The organism is Borreliella kurtenbachii, from assembly GCF_030437945.2.
GTDB lineage: Bacteria > Spirochaetota > Spirochaetia > Borreliales > Borreliaceae > Borreliella > Borreliella carolinensis.
The window spans coordinates 335,197-352,017 of the sequence record NZ_CP124058.1 but is presented as its reverse complement, the minus strand read 5'-3'; the positions used below and the strand labels follow the sequence as shown (position 1 = coordinate 352,017).

General features: G+C 30.3%; 15 protein-coding genes. 8 read left to right on the top strand and 7 right to left on the bottom strand.

The window, feature by feature from the left end; genetic code table 11:
- From QIA22_RS02250 to rpsI, 7 genes are read left to right on the top strand one after another with little or no spacing between them, the layout of a single operon-like run.
- A complete protein-coding gene (locus QIA22_RS02250) occupies positions 1–2,097 on the top strand; it encodes an ATP-dependent helicase (RefSeq protein WP_301611539.1) in 2,097 nt (698 codons plus the stop codon).
- A 9-nt stretch (positions 2,098–2,106) separates the two neighbouring features.
- A complete protein-coding gene (gatC, locus tag QIA22_RS02245; protein WP_301611538.1) occupies positions 2,107–2,382 on the top strand; it encodes an Asp-tRNA(Asn)/Glu-tRNA(Gln) amidotransferase subunit GatC in 276 nt (91 codons plus the stop codon).
- 10 nt (positions 2,383–2,392) lie between these two features.
- Positions 2,393–3,838 carry an Asp-tRNA(Asn)/Glu-tRNA(Gln) amidotransferase subunit GatA gene (gene gatA / locus QIA22_RS02240; protein ID WP_301611537.1) on the top strand — a complete coding sequence of 482 codons (1,446 nt, stop codon included), beginning with the start codon at positions 2,393–2,395 and terminating at the stop codon, positions 3,836–3,838.
- The gene (gatB, locus tag QIA22_RS02235; protein ID WP_301611536.1) at positions 3,828–5,285 is read left to right on the top strand and encodes an Asp-tRNA(Asn)/Glu-tRNA(Gln) amidotransferase subunit GatB; all 1,458 of its coding nucleotides are present in this window, start codon (positions 3,828–3,830) and stop codon (positions 5,283–5,285) included. Before gatA ends, gatB begins: the two co-directional genes overlap by 11 nt.
- On the top strand, positions 5,278–6,087 hold the full coding sequence (locus QIA22_RS02230; protein ID WP_301611535.1) for a hypothetical protein: 810 nt from the start codon (positions 5,278–5,280) through the stop codon (positions 6,085–6,087). The genes gatB and QIA22_RS02230 overlap by 8 nt, the downstream gene beginning before the upstream one ends.
- 51 nt (positions 6,088–6,138) lie before the next feature.
- Positions 6,139–6,597, top strand: a complete 459-nt coding sequence (rplM, locus tag QIA22_RS02225; protein WP_301611534.1) for a 50S ribosomal protein L13 — start codon at positions 6,139–6,141, stop codon at positions 6,595–6,597.
- Position 6,598: 1 nt separating this feature from the next.
- The gene (gene rpsI, locus QIA22_RS02220; protein WP_004790427.1) at positions 6,599–7,009 is read left to right on the top strand and encodes a 30S ribosomal protein S9; all 411 of its coding nucleotides are present in this window, start codon (positions 6,599–6,601) and stop codon (positions 7,007–7,009) included.
- Positions 7,010–7,074: 65 nt separating this feature from the next.
- Here rpsI and eno read toward each other — a convergent pair whose 3' ends face one another.
- The gene (gene eno, locus QIA22_RS02215) at positions 7,075–8,376 is read right to left on the bottom strand and encodes a phosphopyruvate hydratase (RefSeq protein ID WP_301611533.1); all 1,302 of its coding nucleotides are present in this window, start codon (positions 8,374–8,376) and stop codon (positions 7,075–7,077) included.
- A gap of 138 nt (positions 8,377–8,514) precedes the next feature.
- Here eno and QIA22_RS02210 point away from each other — a divergent pair, with 138 nt between their 5' ends.
- Positions 8,515–9,246: an early set domain-containing protein gene (locus tag QIA22_RS02210; RefSeq protein ID WP_301612201.1), complete on the top strand. Its 732-nt coding sequence runs from the start codon at positions 8,515–8,517 to the stop codon at positions 9,244–9,246.
- 20 nt (positions 9,247–9,266) lie between these two features.
- Here QIA22_RS02210 and QIA22_RS02205 read toward each other — a convergent pair whose 3' ends face one another.
- The 6 genes from QIA22_RS02205 to QIA22_RS02180 form a co-directional block, all read right to left on the bottom strand.
- A complete protein-coding gene (locus QIA22_RS02205) occupies positions 9,267–10,238 on the bottom strand; it encodes an ATP-binding cassette domain-containing protein (RefSeq protein WP_301611532.1) in 972 nt (323 codons plus the stop codon).
- A complete protein-coding gene (locus tag QIA22_RS02200; protein WP_014023575.1) occupies positions 10,239–11,111 on the bottom strand; it encodes an ABC transporter ATP-binding protein in 873 nt (290 codons plus the stop codon).
- A gap of 11 nt (positions 11,112–11,122) precedes the next feature.
- Positions 11,123–12,172, bottom strand: a complete 1,050-nt coding sequence (locus tag QIA22_RS02195) for an ABC transporter permease subunit (RefSeq protein ID WP_301611531.1) — start codon at positions 12,170–12,172, stop codon at positions 11,123–11,125.
- Between the two features lie 12 nt (positions 12,173–12,184).
- On the bottom strand, positions 12,185–13,105 hold the full coding sequence (locus QIA22_RS02190; RefSeq protein WP_301611530.1) for an ABC transporter permease: 921 nt from the start codon (positions 13,103–13,105) through the stop codon (positions 12,185–12,187).
- Between the two features lie 363 nt (positions 13,106–13,468).
- Positions 13,469–15,094: a peptide ABC transporter substrate-binding protein gene (locus tag QIA22_RS02185; RefSeq protein ID WP_301611529.1), complete on the bottom strand. Its 1,626-nt coding sequence runs from the start codon at positions 15,092–15,094 to the stop codon at positions 13,469–13,471.
- Positions 15,095–15,223: 129 nt separating this feature from the next.
- Positions 15,224–16,810 carry a peptide ABC transporter substrate-binding protein gene (locus tag QIA22_RS02180; protein WP_301611528.1) on the bottom strand — a complete coding sequence of 529 codons (1,587 nt, stop codon included), beginning with the start codon at positions 16,808–16,810 and terminating at the stop codon, positions 15,224–15,226.
- Between the last annotated feature and the right edge of the window lie 11 nt (positions 16,811–16,821).

Below are 16,821 nucleotides of genomic sequence, written 5' to 3'. Positions count from 1 at the left end.
ATGGATAAAATAAAAAATTTTTTTTCTAGCTTAAATACCTTTCAGGAAAAAATTGTTTTTAGTAAAAGTAAAAATCCAATGCTTGTTTTAGCGGGGCCTGGAAGTGGTAAAACAAGAGTTATAATCGCAAAAATTGTGTATTTAATCAAACATATGAATATAGATCCTAATGAAATTTTGGCTTTAACTTTTACCAATAAAGCTGCAAATGAAATGAATGATAGGATAAATGATCTTTTAAGATTTGACAAAAAACTTCATATTCAAACTTTTCATTCTTTTGGGTCTTGGCTTTTGAGAGCTTACTATAAGGATTTTGACAAAAATTACGATTCAAATTTTACAATTTGGGATACCAATGATGTTGTTAAATTTGTTAAACAAATTGATCTTGCTCCAAATCTTGAAATGGCAAAACATATTGCAGCTTTGATTTTAAAAGACAAAGAAAATTTTTTCTTAGAAAAATTTACTGAATTTACAAAGAAGGAACATGAGTATATTAAAATTTATGAGGAAGAGAAAGCCAAAAATAATGCTTTTGATTTCGCAGACCTTATTATTAAGCCTATTTTAATGCTGAGGCAGTCTAAATCCCTAAAAGAATCTATCCAATCCAGATTTAAAGTTATTTTTGTAGATGAATATCAAGATACAAATTATTCACAATTTTTATTTTTGAAAGAACTTTATTTGGATGGTATGTATTTTATGGTGGTAGGAGATGAAGATCAGTCGATATATTCTTTTAGGGGGGCTAGAATTGAAAATATTCTTGAATTTGAAAAAACTTTTTGCAATGTTATTAAATTTTATTTAGTGCAAAATTATCGTTCAAATTCAAATATAGTGAGCATTGCAAATCAGGTTATTTCAAAAAATAAAAATAGGTACGAGAAAGAAATAACAACTCAAAATAATTCTTATAAAAGGATGAAATTTTTAGTTTTTCAAAGCACCTCAGATGAAGCTGAATATTTTTCTAATTTGCTTATTCCTAACGATATTCAGACAGCAATACTTTATAGATTTAATTCTCAATCTTTTCATTTTGAAACATCTTTTTTAAAGAAAAATATCCCATACAAGGTTTTAGGATCAATTAAATTTTATGATAGAGAGGAAATAAAAGATATTATTTGTTTGCTTAGGCTTTTTATAAATAAAAGGGATAAAATATCTTTCTTGAGAATGATAAATAAGCCTTCTAGAGGAATTGGAAAAACCACTCTAGACAAAATAATTAGTGCTTTAAACGATGAAGATGTTAATTCTAATTTATTTTGTGCAAGTAAAAAGACTTTAAGTTTGCTTAAAAATAGAGCCAAAGAGTCTCTTTTATTGTTTTTAAATGTTTATGATGAGCTGGGCAAAAAACTTTTTGAAGATAATTATATTAATTTATCTGCTTTTATTGAGGATGTTGTAATTAAGCTTGGCCTTTTAGATTATTATAAAAAATTTGATAAGGACGAAAAATTAAGAAATATTGATGAACTTATTAATAGTGGAATTGAATATTCAGGCACATTTGAAGGTCTTGCTATATTTTTAGAAAATTCTTCACTTTCTCCTTTGATTTCTGGAGATTTTAAGTCCAATATACTTTTATCTTCAATTCATGGTGTTAAGGGGCTTGAATTTGACAGAGTTGTGATTTCTGGGCTTGAGAAAGGTCTTTTGCCTGCTGAAATTGAAGAATTAACAGAAGATAGACTTGAAGAGGAAAGAAGGCTTTTTTATGTTGCAATCACAAGAGCTAAGTCAGAGCTTATTGTTACCTTAAATTTAAGGCGAGCTTTTAGGGGTTCTTATAAAGGTACTTTTCCCTCCGTTTTTTTCCAAGATATTGATAAAAACTCTTATGACATTACCTTTATTCCTGAGTATTTAAAAGAGAATTTTAATAATTTTTTTATTGATAACAAAAGGGATATTAGATTTAATATTGGAGACTATATAATTTATAATGGAGAAAAGGGAATAGTTGTTGATAGCTGGTACCAAAGCAACTTGCAGTTTGTTAAAATTAGTTTGGAAAATGGTAAGAAAGCTATTTTGAGTCCTGAGTATGTTAAAAAAATTATCAAAGTTTAGGGGTTTATTTTGAAAGATATACATTTAGAAAATAGTTTAAAATTAAGCTTAGTGACACTTAGCAGGGAGAGTGAAGATAAATTTATTTCAAAATTTGAGAAAGTTATTAAATTAGTTAATGAAATTTCAAATTTTGAGGTTCAAATTAATTTTGATGCAAATAAAAAAAAGATTTCTACTTTGCGCGAGGATAAAGTAAGATTTTCTCTTCCTATTGAATCAATTAAAAAGCTTAGTAATTCGTTTTTAGATGGATATTTTTCATCTCCTAAAATATTAGAATAAGGATAAGGTATTGGACTTAAGCAATTTAACTTTAACCAAAATTCAAGAATTAGTTTTAACTAGAAAATGTAAAATTTATGATATTTTGCTTGCTTATAAAAATAATTATGAATTAAATAAAGATATCAATGGATATATTGAATTTTTTGATGATTCTTTAGATATTGCAAAAAAGTATGACGACTGTTTAAAAAATTGTGAATTAGAAAATTTGCCTTTAATTGGCATGCTTATTGCAGTTAAAGATAATATTTCAATTCAAGATAAATCTTTAACTTGCGCTTCTGAAATTTTAAAAGGCTATATTTCTCCTTATGATGCGACTGTGATTAAAAGGCTTAAGAAGAAAGGAGCAATTTTAATTGGCAGAACCAATATGGATGAATTTGCCATGGGCTCTACCGGTGAATTTTCTTGTTATGGTGCAACTTTAAATCCTTTAAATAGAGAATATGTTATAGGTGGTAGTTCTGGGGGTTCTGCAGCTGTGGTTGCAGCTTTTCAAGCGCCTTTTTCGCTTGGTAGTGATACTGGGGGTTCTGTTAGGCTTCCTGCATCTTTTTCAGGAATTTTAGGTTTCAAGCCTTCTTATGGGGGCCTTTCTCGCTATGGGCTTGCATCTTATGCTTCGTCTTTTGACCAAATAGGATTTTTTTCTCATTCTATTGAAGATATTGCTTTGATTTTAAAGCATACTTGCGGATTTGATAAAATGGATTCTACTAGCATAGACATTTTTGATGATTTTTATCCTTTAAAAATTGAGTCGTTGCAAGGTAAAAATTTGGTTGTAATCAAAGAACTTGGCGAAGATCTAATGGATAAAAATGTTGCAAGTAGTTTTGCCAAATTTAAATTAGACCTTTTGTCAAAAGGTGTTAACATAAAAGAAGTTTCAATTGAAGAGATTAATTTTATTTTATCAATTTATTATACAATTTCTCCTGTTGAAGCGTCCTCTAACCTTGCTCGTTATACTGCGCTTTGTTACGGAAAGAGAATCTCTGAAAGCTTGAGTCTTAATGATTTTTATTTTAAACACAGGAGCAATTTCTTATCAGAAGAAGTTAAAAGGCGGATTGTTCTTGGAAATTATTTATTGTCAGAAGGGTATGATGTTAAATATTATTCAAAGGCTTGTGAAATTCTTCAAAATTTGATTATTCCTAAATTTAACAAGCTTTTTGAAAGCTGTGATTTTATTATTACTCCAACAAGCTTTGTTAAACCTTTTAAAGTCGGCTTGGATTTTGATGATCCTGTTAAAATGTATTATTCAGATATTTGTACTGTGATTGCAAATCTTATTGGAGCTCCGGCTATTTCGCTTCCGTATTCTAAGGATGAGGAAGGATTGTCGATCGGAATGCAAATTATTGGGCGCAGCAAGAAGGATTTTGAACTTTTAAGTTTTTCAAAAAATGTGATTAGGGAATTAGGATTGAATGGAATATAAATTAGTTATTGGATTAGAAATTCATATTCAGTTAGGTTTAAAAACAAAGGCTTTTTGTGGATGTAAGAATGAGTTTGGAGGAGTTCCCAATTCTCGTGTTTGTCCAATTTGCCTTGGGCTTCCTGGCTCATTGCCAAGTGTGAATGTAGAGCTTATTAATAGTGCAATTTTAGCAGGGCATGCCACAAATTCAAAGATTAGAAATATTGTTAAATTTGATAGAAAGCATTATTATTATCCAGATTTGCCAAAAGGATATCAAATCTCGCAAAATGATAAGCCAATTTGTGAGGGGGGAAGCTTATTAATTGAAGCCCCTTATGGTCCTAAAAAGATTAACATTATTAGGATTCATATGGAAGAAGATTCTGGTAAGAGTCTGCATTTGTTGGATAGTGAAAATCAAAGTTATGTTGATTTTAATCGTTCGGGTGCTCCTTTGCTTGAGATTGTTTCTGCTCCAGATATTAGCAGTGGGGACGAGGCAGTTGCTTTTCTAAGTTCTTTAAGAGAAATTTTTAGATATCTTGATTTGTCTGAATGTAATATGGAGAATGGATCTTTTAGATGTGATGTAAATGTTAATTTAATCGTTAAAGAGGATGATTTTGAATATAAAACTCCTATAGCTGAAATAAAGAATTTAAATTCTTTTAAGTCTATTAAAGCTGCCATTGAATATGAAGAATTAAGGCAGCAACAGGAGTGGGTTCAATTTAGGAAAACCCTTGATAGTTGTGGTAAGCACACTAGAGGATTTGATGATAAGAGTGGGGCAACAGTTATTCAAAGAAATAAAGAGACAGTATCTGATTATCGCTATTTCCAAGAACCCGATCTACCTTTAATAGAGATTGATGATACTTATATTGATAATATTAAAAATTTGAAGTTAATTGAACTTCCATTTGATGCAAGAGTTAGGCTTAAAGACCAATATGGGCTAAGTGATTTTGATGTTATTACTTTAACAGCAGATAAGCACCTGCTTAAATATTTTGAAGAGGCTGCTGTTAATGCAAGTGATCCTAAAAAAGTAGCCAATTGGATATTGTCTGAAGTTTTAAGCGTTCTTAATGACAAAGGAATTAGTGTTCTTGAATTTAATTTACTTCCAAGCTATATTACAGAGCTTGTTGAATTTATTATTGCTGGCAAAATAAGTGGCAAAATGGCAAAAAGGGTGTTTTCAGAGATGATGACCAGGGGAGTTTCTGCTTCTGTTGTTATAAGTGAAAATCAATTAGAGCAAGTAAGTGATAAGTTTGTTATTAAACAGATTGTGCTTGAAGTTTTAGATGAAAATCCTAAATCAATTGAACTTTACAAAAAGGGTAAAGATCATGCTATCAAATTTATGATGGGGCAAATAATGAAAAAATCTTCAGGGAAGATTAATCCTATACTTGCAAATGAAATTCTTTTAGAAAGTTTATCAAATGTATGATTTGCCTTTAATAGACAATTTGCCAGTGATCAAAAGGGCAAGATTTTTTTATCTTTATGATATTCATGGTAAGAGATATTTGGATTTATATTTAAATGGTGGGAAGAATTTTTTAGGTTATAGAGTTCAGGGTTTAAATCGACTTTTTAAACAAACTATTTCAAGGGGTTTGATATCTCCTTATCCTTCTGTTTTTAAAAATCAGTTTGTCAATTTGGTGTTTACCTTTTTTAAAGAGGCTGGATCCGTTTATATTTTTAAGCTAGAAAAAGATGCAAAAAAATTTTTATTATCTTTAACTGGTAAAAATAAATTTTTTATGCCTTGGGAAAAAGAAGAAGGAATATATGAGTTTAGAGTGGGATTTAGGAATATTAAGTATCCTATGATTTTCAATATTCCTTTGCCTGATTTTATGTCTGTTAGTATTGTTGTTGTGGATAACCTTTCTAGAAAAATAGAATTTAAAGATAATTTTGATGCTGTGACTTTATCTTTAGCTAGACATACATTAAGCAAGCTTTTATTTTATAGGAAAAATATCGATGTTGATTTTAATTCTTTTGCTACATCTTTGTTTAGAGTAACTGATAGATATATGTTTCCTCTTTATGATGCTTGTTATCATACTGAAATTTTTAATGAATTTCTCAAATTTGGATATTTAATTAGTCCCAATTTTAGTATTCCATCTATTATTCCTTTGAAATTTTCTAAAGGAGATCTGGATAATTTTAAAAAAATTTGTTTTGCTCTTAAAAATAAGTTTATTGATGGACTTGACAGTGATCCTTACAAATAATACAATGAATGAGATTTATGCATAAAATTATAGTAAGGGTAATGCGCTATTATGAATAAAATAACCAATAATGTTACGATTTGGATCAAGCCAAAGACTATTGAGAAAAAATGGTATTTAATTGATGCAGCAGATAGAATTTTAGGTAAAGTTGCTGTGGATGTTGTTAAAATTTTAAGAGGGAAACATAAAGCTTATTATACTCCTCATCAAGATTTAGGTGACAATGTTATTATTATTAATGCTTCTAAGGTTAGGCTTACGGGGAAAAAATATCAACAAAAACTTTATTATAGGCATTCAAGATATCCGGGAGGTCTTTATTCTGATACTTTTAGAACATTGTCAGATAGAAAGCCTTGTGCACCTCTTGAGATTGCTATTAAGGGTATGTTGCCAAAAGGTCCTTTAGGGCGCGATCTTTTTAGAAATTTAAAAGTCTTTCCTGGTTCAGAGCATACTCTTAAAGCTCAAAATCCTATAAAGCTGGAAGCTAATTTAGAGAGGTAAAATGAAAAAATCAAATTTTAGCAATGTTAATTTATCAATGGGAACTGGTAGGAGAAAATCTTCTGTTGCTAGAGTTTACATTAGAGAGGGTAGTGGCAATATCAAAGTAAATAATAGAGACTTTGACTCTTACATCCAACTTGAAAATTTAAGAACAATGGCTCTATCGCCTTTGGTTTTGACAAATACACTTGGAAAATATGACCTTTATATTAATGTTTATGGGGGAGGGATTTCAGGTCAATCAGGAGCAATAAGGCACGGCATTTCAAGAGCTCTTTTTGAACTTGATGAATCTAATAAGATGATTTTGAGATCTAATGGGTTTTTAACAAGAGATTCAAGAAAGGTTGAACGTAAAAAGTTTGGACAGAAAAAAGCACGAAAAAGTTTCCAATTCTCTAAAAGATAATTTTATTTTTTATACATTTTACATTTTTATTTAATTAAAAAAAATCCCTTTTAAAGGGATTTGATTTATTTTTGCTTAATAGAATAAAAGACGCTTTTACCGTGGTATTCAGCAATTGTTTCCAATTCTTCTTCTATTCTTATGAGTTGATTATATTTTGCTATTCTATCTGTTCTTGAGAGTGAACCAGTTTTGATTTGTCCTGTTCCAAGAGCCACTACAAGATCAGCTATTGTTGTGTCTTCTGTTTCTCCTGATCTGTGGGAGACTATTGCTGTGTAACCTGCTTTTTTGGCCATTTCCACAGCTTCAAATGTTTCTGTTAGTGTTCCAATTTGATTGACCTTAATAAGGATTGAATTGGCAACTCCCATTTCAATTCCTTTTTTAAGAAACGATGTGTTTGTTACAAACAAATCATCTCCAACAAGTTGTATTTTGTTTCCAATTTTGTCTGTAAGTTTTTTCCATCCATCCCAATCTTCTTCGGCCATGCCATCTTCAATTGAAATAATTGGATATTTTTCTACCCATTTTGACCAATATTCAACCATTTGTTCGGAAGTAAGTTCTTCTTTTGTTGACCATTTAAGTACATATTTTTTTGTTTTTGGATCATAAAGCTCAGATGTTGCTGGATCAAGAGCTATTGCAATGTCTTTTCCAGGCTCATATCCTGCTTTCTTTATTGCCTCTATAATCACTTCACAAGCTTCTTCATTTGATTTCAAATTTGGAGCAAATCCCCCTTCATCTCCAACAGAAGTTGCATATCCTTTGCTATTTAGAATGCCCTTTAGTGTATGAAAAACCTCTGCTGCCATTCTTATTGCGTGGCTAAAAGTTTTGGCTCCTACTGGCATTATCATGAATTCCTGAAAGTCAACAGAGTTGTCAGAGTGTGCACCACCATTAATAATATTACACATAGGTGTAGGCAAAATGTTGGCTTTGTACGCTCCAAGATATTGATAAGGCTTAAGTCCAAGATACTTTGCAGCAGCTTTGGCTGTAGCCATTGAAACTGCTAAGATTGCATTAGCGCCAAGTTTTTCTTTTGTGGGGGTGCCATCAAGTTCAAGCATTTTTCTGTCGATTGCAACCTGATTTAAGGCGCTCATACCCTCAAGTTCTGGGGCAATTATGTTTTTTATATTTTCAATTGCTTTTAAAACCCCTTTCCCCATGTATACAGACTTATCTCCATCTCTAAGCTCAACAGCCTCGTTAATTCCTGTTGATGCCCCTGATGGTACGGCAGCTCTTCCGCAAGTTCCATCTTCTAAGATGACATCAGCTTCAACTGTTGGATTCCCTCTAGAATCAATAATTTGTCTGGCTTTGATTTCATAAATGTGAAAACCCATTTTTATACTCCTCGTATTATTTACTTTAATGTATGTTTTTAGTATAATGTTAAAAAGTTTAAATGTGTAGCATTTTGTCAAAAGAATTATTATTGTGAGTTTTGCGTATAATCGATGAAAGAAAGGTGTTTGTATTTATTGGTTTTTGTAGCTTTATGCGTTAACAATCTTTTTTCAGATGATTATTTAATTTATAATTTTGATTTAAGTTTAAATGAATTTCTAGAAGTTTCAACAAGAAAAGACAATTTTGAGCCTATGGTTGATTCCAATCGCATATTGTTGTTTTATCCTCCTAATAAGGAAATTAGAAAAATTTTTGCTGCCTTTGACTTTGATCAGTATTCTAAGAAATATTTATACAAAAAAAATGAGCATGGGGTTTTTTTTGTTAAGGTCAATATTCCTCATGGCACAAGCAATATAAAATATAGGCTTATTGTAGACGGTGTTTGGACTAATGATGGGTATAATAAAAATGTAGTTTATAATGAGGATTTAATCCCATTTTCTAAAATTAAGGTTGCTAAAGAGAAGTCCAGTTATATTTCTTTAAGAAATCCAATACAATCATATGATAACAATGAAATTGAAATTTTTTATATAGGTCGCCCCGGACAAATAGTTACAATAGCTGGTAGTTTTAATAATTTTAATCCTTTTTTAAATAGGCTTATTGAGAAAGAGGATAATAAGGGAATTTATACTATTAAGCTTAAAAATTTACCCAAGGATAGAATTTATTATTATTTTGTTGATTCTGGTAACAAAGTGATAGATAAAAATAATGTTAATAGAATTAATTTATACTTTGTTGAGGGAATTGATAATAAAATTGATTTTGAAGTCTCCTATTTTGACCATAAGTAACTTTTAAATCATTTAATTATTTATTTATTCATTTCATCAAAAAGATATTTAGATACAAAGTGATCTTTTTCTATTTCTTCAAGCTTTGGGTGTACTTGGGTTGATAAATGAATTTTTCTAATGTTTGCTAGAGTTTGTTCGTCCAGTTTTATATTTTTATTTTTTCGTTTTTCGGGGTTGATTTCAGGAATTGATGCTATTAGCATTTTAGTATATGGATGAATTGGGTTTGAAAATAGCGTTTCTCTGGGTGCAAGTTCTAGGATAACTCCAAGGTACATTACAGCAATTTTATCGCTCATATATTTTACTACAGCAAGATCGTGAGAAATAAATAAATAAGACAAATTGAATTCTTTTTGCAGAGTTTTTAGCAGATTTAAAATTTGAGCTCTGATTGATACATCAAGCGCAGAAACGGCTTCGTCTAAAAGTAAAAGCTTGGGATTTAAAGCTAGTGCTCTAGCAATTCCTATTCTTTGTCTTTGTCCTCCTGAAAATTCATGAGGATATCTGGTTAACATACTTTTATGTAATCCGACGATATCTGTTAGTTCGTTTACCCTTTTTTCTATTTCTTGCTTTGTTTTTGGAAGAATTTTATTTTCATTGTATATTTCTAGTGGTTCTGCTATTATTTCCTTTATTGTCATTCTTGGATCAAGCGAAGTATGAGGATCTTGGAATACCATTTGCATATCTTTTTTTGTTTTTAAGAGTTCTTTTTTTGAAAGTTTAGTTATGTTTTTCCCGTTAAAGTAAATATTTCCAGAAGTTGGCGTGTAAAGTTGCATTATTGATCGAAGAGTAGTAGATTTGCCACAACCAGATTCTCCTACGAGGCCCAAAGTTTTATTTTTTTCAACTTCGAAGCTAACATTGTTTACTGCATTTACTTTTTGTTTGTTTTTCCAAAATAAAAAATCTTCTCCTGTTGTGAATGTTTGCATTAAGTTTTCTACTTTAAGAATTATTTCCTTTTTACTGCTCATTTAAAACTCCTCAGCACTGGTTTTTGTGATCTTAATAGGGTTTTCTTTTATTGAATAAAGCTTTTTATTTGGATCGTGTTCTAGCGTAAGAATTGATTTTAAAAGCCCAATGGTGTAGGGATGTTTAGGATTGTTAAATATTTCCTCCACTGTTCCTTCTTCTACAATTTTTCCTTGATACATTACAGATACGGTATCACAAATTTCAGCAACAACCGCAAGATCATGAGTTATAAATATGGTAGAAGTATTGAATTTTTTAGATAGATTTTTGATTAATAATAATATTTGCTCTTGGATTGTAACATCAAGGGCTGTTGTTGGTTCATCTGCTATTAGTAAGGATGGATGACAGCTAAGAGCCATAGCAATCATAACTCTTTGTCTCATTCCCCCTGAAAATTGATGTGGGAAATGTTTTATTCTCTCTTCTGCGTTTACAACACCAACAGTTTTTAGCATTTCTATTGCTTTTTCTTTGGCTTCTTTTTTCCCTAATCCTTGGTGCAAGATTATTGTTTCTTCAAGTTGAGTTGATATTCTTAAAAATGGGTTTAATGAAGTCATTGGGTCTTGAAATATCATTGATATTTTATTCCCTCTGATTTTTAAAAGTTCTTTTTCGCTAAGTTTTAGCAGATCTTGATTTTCAAATAGTATTTCTCCACTTTTATATACTGTTGTAAGTTCCGGCAATAATTTTAAAATAGCCATACTTGTTACTGATTTTCCACTTCCAGATTCTCCAACAATAGCTCTAATTTCTCCTCTTTTTACAGATAGGTTAACATTGCTTACGGGATGAATTGTTGTATGTTTTAATCTAAATTCAATTGTTAAATTTTTTATTTCCAATATATTATCTTTTTCCATTCAATTTCTCCCTAGATACTGTCTTTTGGATCAAAAGCATCTCTTAGCCCATCACCTAAAAAGTTCATAAATAATAGAAATATTGTCATAACTATAGCTGGAATAAAAACTTTCCATGGATATTCAACAAATGTTGCAATTCCATTTTGCACTAATTCTCCCCAGCTTGTCATTGGAGCTGAAATTCCAAGTCCCAAAAAGGATAAAAATGCTTCAGCCATAATAAAGCTTGGAACCCTTATTGTTGTGAATATAACTATCATTCCAATGCTATTAGGGATTAAGTGTTTTAAGATTATTCTTTGATTTGTTGCGCCAAGAGTTTTGGCCGCTTGTATAAATTCTGAACTTGATAGTGATTGTACTTGGCCTCGTACAACTCGAGCCACTGTTAACCATGATACAAATGCAAGTGCTATGAATAATCCTATTATACTTCTTTCCATTATTGCCATTAGTATTATTACAATAAGTAAATAGGGCAATACATAAAGAATTTCGATTATTTTAGTTATTACCTTGTCAGTCAATCCCCCAAAAAATCCCGCTATTGATCCAAGAATAGTTCCTATTATCATGGACAAAAAAGCCCCAATAAATCCTACAGAAAGAGAAATTTGACTTCCCTGTATTAGTCTTGCAAGCAAATCTCTTCCAAGATTGTCTGTACCAAGCAAATATACTCTTTTATGTATTTTTACTTTCTTTTTATCTATAATTTGAACTTCATTTTCTATTTTTCTTTTTATGTCTTCGAGTTTTTTTAGTTCTTCTTCATTTATTTCTCTTTTTTCTTTTTTTGCTAATTTTTCAATAAATTTTTTTTCTTTATTATACCAGAGTTCTCCAGCAGCCTGGAAAGATGGTGGCAAATCGGAATGCTCTACTATTTGAGTATGGTATTTATATATTGGCAATATTGGTTGTAAAATGGCAATTAAGATATAAAATCCAATTACAAAAAGACTGCCAAATGCCAGTTTATTTTCTTTAAATCTTGACCAAGCTCTTCTTTCAAGTTTAGAATTATTTTGCTCATTTTGTTTTTCAAGGCTATTCATTTTGATTTCCCCTTATACTCTTGGATCCAACATTTTATATATAATGTCTGATATTAATATAGAAATAAGTAGTATTATTGAATATACTAACAATCCTCCCATTAATACTGGGTAATCTCTGTTTAATGCGGACTCTGTTATAAACATTCCCATTCCAGCAATTCTAAATATTTTTTCAATAACTACGCTTCCAGATATTATAGCAGCAAATGCTGGGCCTATGTAGCTTACTACAGGCAGCATTGCTCCTCTTAACATGTGCTTTATAACTATCTTTTTGAAGCTTAGCCCTTTTGCACGTGCAGTTCTTATAAAGTCGCTCTGTATTATTTCTAGCATTGATCCTCTGATTATTCTTGCGAAAATAGCTACATTGGGCATGCTAAGAGTTATTATGGGTAGAATTAAATTTGAAAATCCTCCTCTTTCTGTAATCCATCCAGAGGTGTAAAGCAACCCCCATTTAATTGCAAAAAAGTATTGTAAAATTGGTCCTATTACGAATAATGGTATGGAAATCCCTAATATTGCTATTGATGTTATTATATAATCTATATAAGTATTTTTATAAATAGCAGCTAATATGCCTATTGGTATTCCTATTGATAGTGATATAATAAGGGATATTACTCCTAGTGTAAGTGATTTTGGAAATCCTAATTTTATGTATTGATTAACTGTAAGATCTTTCTTTTTTAAAGAAGGTCCCAGATCTCCTTTGAGAGCATTTGAAATATAATAAAAAGCTTGAATATAAAAAGGTTTGTCAAGATGATATTTTTCCATCAATCTTGCTTTTACTTGAGGATCAATGGGTTTTTCAGAATCAAATGGACTTCCAGGAGCCATTCTCATTACAAAAAAGCATAGAAAAATTATTACTAGTAAAGTTGGTATCATTCCTATTATTTTTTTTAAAGTAAACTTTAACATTTTTGCTCCTTTGTGAATAGATATTGGCAACATTACGTATTAGTCAATTATATCATATAGTCTTTGTTGTTTTTCAATCTATAGTTGATAATTTTTGATAGAATAAGAGGCTTTTTGTATTATAATTAATGATTTTATTTTCAATAAAATGTACTTTTTGTTTTTAATTTTTTATTTAAAATTTTATTATCTTGATTTTAGAAGAATTTTTTTGTGTAAGATTCTAAGTAAAATTATCATAGAATCTTACACATTATTTGTGTATTTTTGCTTTAAACAAAGCTATTATCTTAAGACTTGGGCAGCTTTGCTTTTATATTAGGCTTAAATATTATTTTTATTGATATTAAGCCCTTTTAAAAATTAATTATGCTTTGCATTTTTAATTGGTTTTAATTCAGAAAGATAATAAACTTCTGATACATTAGGGCTCCATCCAGTCCATTTATCGTTTCTAAAAAGATAGTGCCCAGAATATATGTATATAGGTGCAGCAGGAAAATCTTTTTCAATAATTATTTCTTCTGCTTTTCTGAGTAATTGTTTTCTTTTTATAGGATCTTTTTCAAAATCCGATTCTCTGATTAGTTTGTCAAATTTTGGGTTTGAATATCTGTAGGATGCAAGTTGTGAATTTTCGCTTGTGAATATAGTAAAGTATGTGTGTGGATCTAAGTATTCCCCAATGCGCCCAACTCTTATTATTTCAAAATTGCCCGTATTTCTACTGTTGGTAAGAACAGGCCAATTTTCGTTAGTAAGCATAAGATTTATATTTAGAATTTTTTTCCATTGGTTTTGAATAAATGCGGCAATTTTTTTATGAGTTTCGTTTGTATTATATTTTAGTGTTAGCATTGGGAATCCTTTTCCATTAGGATATCCAGCTTTTGCTAAAAGCCTTTTGGATTTTTCAGGATCAAATAAAGCCAATTTTTTACCGTAATTGTAATTTTCAAGATCAGGAGTTATTTCTCTTGTAGGAACTGTACCATCATTTAGCACTTTGTAAGTTAAAGTTTCTCTGTCAATAGCTAGCGTTAAGGCCTCTCTAACTCTAACATCATCAAGGGGTTTTATTTTTGTATTAAACGAGTATAAATAAATTGCATTACTTTTGTGTTGATAATAGTCATTTTGTAGTTTTATTTCATTTACAATGTCCGGTGGGATGCTATTAAAAATAGCATCAATTTCGTTGTTTTTGTACATATTGTATACAGTTAGATCATTGTCAGATGTAATGTAGACAAGCTCATCAAGTTCTACTTCTTTCGCATTATAATAGTGGTCGTTTTTTTCAAATATAATTTTTTCATTAGGTAATCTTTTTTTTAATTTAAAAGGACCGCTAGTAACCATGTTTTCAGGGTTTGTCCAATTTCTCTTATATTTTTCAATAACGTGAATAGGTACTGGCATGAATGTGTGATGTAGAAGTAATTCAAGAAAATAGGGCTTTGGAGATGTAAGCGTTATTTCCAATGTTTTGCTATCAATTGCTTTGATTCCAAGCTCAGAATCAGATACTTTGCCATCAAAATACTCTTGTCCATTTTTTATTATTGATTTAAGCATGTCAACATGTGTAGATCCTGTTGTTTTATTTAAAATTCTTAAAAAAGATTTTCTTATCCCTTCAGCAGTAATTTCAACACCATCGCTCCAAACAAGGTTATCTCTTAGATAAAATTGGTATGTTTTTTTATCTTTTGAGGCTTCCCAATTTTTAGCAAGTCCAGGCTTTATCTTTCCTGTTTTGGTATTTAATGTTAAAAGTCCTGAGAATATTTGTTCTAAAATTCTTGCTCCGATTGTCTCATCTACCAAATGAGGGTCAAGCGATGAAGGTGCTCCCCCTATGTATACTTTAAATGATAATTTTTCTTTTTCTGAATTATTATTGCATGCAATTAAAGACACGGCAAGCATAAGCAGTGTTACTATTTTAATTTTTTTACCTATTTTTTTAGTTTTAGTAAACTTCATATTAACCTTTTCCCAAAATAAAATTATTTATAAATTTTAAGCTATCTTTTTTTTAGAATAAAGTCAATAAAAATCGTCCATAAGAAATAAATTAATAGACGATTTTTATTTGATTAAATTAAGTATTAATTATTTATTTTTTAATTTTAGTTGAGATAAATCAAATCTTTCTAAAATATTGGTATTCCAGCCTGTCCATTTGTCATTTCTGAAAAGGTAGCTATTTCCATATATGTATATTGGGGCTATTGGGAAATCTTTTTCAATAATTATTTCTTCTGCTTGTCTTAAGATGTCTTGTCTTTTTATTGGATCAAGTTCAAGATCGGATTTCTTAATAAGTTCGTTGTATTCTTGATTTGAGTAATTGTGAGATGAGAATTGTGTGTATCCTTGTGTGAATATGCTTAAAAATGTCAAAGGATCGGCATAATCGCCTACCCATCCTGCTCTTGCTATTTCATAATTTCCATTTGCCCTAGTGCTTAAGTAGGTTGTCCATTCTTCGTTTTCAAGTTCCACATTAATATTTAAATTTTTTTTCCATTGGTTTTGAATAAATTCACAAATTTTTTTATTTGCTTCGTTTGTATTGTATTTTAATTTTAAAATTGGAAATCCATTACCATTAGGATATCCAGCTTCAACCAGGAGGGTTTTTGCAATTTCGGGATTAAATAATTCTAAATTTTTTGAATAAGAATATGAACTAAAGTTGGGAGTTGCTCTTCTTGTAGGGGTAGTTCCGTTGTCAAGAACTTTATATGTAAGCGTTTCTCTGTCAATAGCAAGGGTTAGGGCTTTTCTAATTTTAACGTTGTCAAGTGGTTTGATTTGTGTATTGAATGCGTAAAAGTATATGGCATTAACAGCTGATGAGTAATAATCGCTTCTTAATTTTAGGTCTTTGATTAAATCTGGTGGTATGGATCCAAAGATTGCATCCAGTTCTTCATTTTCGTACATTTTATATGCTGTTGCGTTGTCATTTGTTGTATAGAATGTAATCTCTTCTACTTCAACTTCATTTGAGTTGTAGTATTTATCATTTTTTTCAAAGACATATTTTTCATTAGGAATTCTTTCTTTTAATTTAAAAGGACCGCTTGTAACCATGTTCTCAGGGCTTGTCCAGCTTTGTCCGTATTTTTCAGTAACATGAATTGGTATTGGAATAAATGATTGGTGTACTAACATGTCAATGAAATAAGGCTTTGGAGATTCTAGTGTTATTTCTAATGTTTTTTCGTTAATTGCCCTAATTCCAAGTTCAGATTCAGGTACTTCGCCATCAAAATATTTTTGACCGTTTTTAATTACTGATTTAACCATTTCAACGTATTTTGAGCCAGTTTCTTTATTTAAGATTCTAAGATAAGATTTTCTAATTCCTTCTGCAGTGATCGCAACCCCGTCGCTCCAAGTAATTTTTTCTCTTAGGTTAAATGTGTAAACTTTTCCATTAGGAGAAATATCCCATCCTTTTGCTAGTCCAGGCTTGTTTCCTCCCGTATTAGGATCTCCTGTAACAAGTCCTTTAAACATTGTGTCTATCATTTTTGATGCAACATTATCGTCTGCTAATTGAGGGTCAAGGCTGCTTGGCTCTGCCCCCAAGCTTATTTTAAATGATACTCCTTCTTTTTCTCCCTTGTTAGTACAACAAAGAAAAGCTAGAAAAAATATTATTAAAAATAATGACTTTTGTAATTTCATAAATTTTTATA

Coding starts and splice junctions, on each gene's coding strand:
- QIA22_RS02195 (WP_301611531.1), bottom strand. CDS start 12,172: ATGAATAGCCTTGAAAAACAAAATGAGCAAAATAATTCTAAACTTGAA.
- eno (WP_301611533.1), bottom strand. CDS start 8,376: ATGGGTTTTCACATTTATGAAATCAAAGCCAGACAAATTATTGATTCT.
- gatB (WP_301611536.1), top strand. CDS start 3,828: ATGGAATATAAATTAGTTATTGGATTAGAAATTCATATTCAGTTAGGT.
- QIA22_RS02205 (WP_301611532.1), bottom strand. CDS start 10,238: ATGAGCAGTAAAAAGGAAATAATTCTTAAAGTAGAAAACTTAATGCAA.
- QIA22_RS02185 (WP_301611529.1), bottom strand. CDS start 15,094: ATGAAGTTTACTAAAACTAAAAAAATAGGTAAAAAAATTAAAATAGTA.
- QIA22_RS02250 (WP_301611539.1), top strand. CDS start 1: ATGGATAAAATAAAAAATTTTTTTTCTAGCTTAAATACCTTTCAGGAA.
- rpsI (WP_004790427.1), top strand. CDS start 6,599: ATGAAAAAATCAAATTTTAGCAATGTTAATTTATCAATGGGAACTGGT.
- QIA22_RS02200 (WP_014023575.1), bottom strand. CDS start 11,111: ATGGAAAAAGATAATATATTGGAAATAAAAAATTTAACAATTGAATTT.
- QIA22_RS02180 (WP_301611528.1), bottom strand. CDS start 16,810: ATGAAATTACAAAAGTCATTATTTTTAATAATATTTTTTCTAGCTTTT.
- QIA22_RS02190 (WP_301611530.1), bottom strand. CDS start 13,105: ATGTTAAAGTTTACTTTAAAAAAAATAATAGGAATGATACCAACTTTA.
- QIA22_RS02230 (WP_301611535.1), top strand. CDS start 5,278: ATGTATGATTTGCCTTTAATAGACAATTTGCCAGTGATCAAAAGGGCA.
- rplM (WP_301611534.1), top strand. CDS start 6,139: ATGAATAAAATAACCAATAATGTTACGATTTGGATCAAGCCAAAGACT.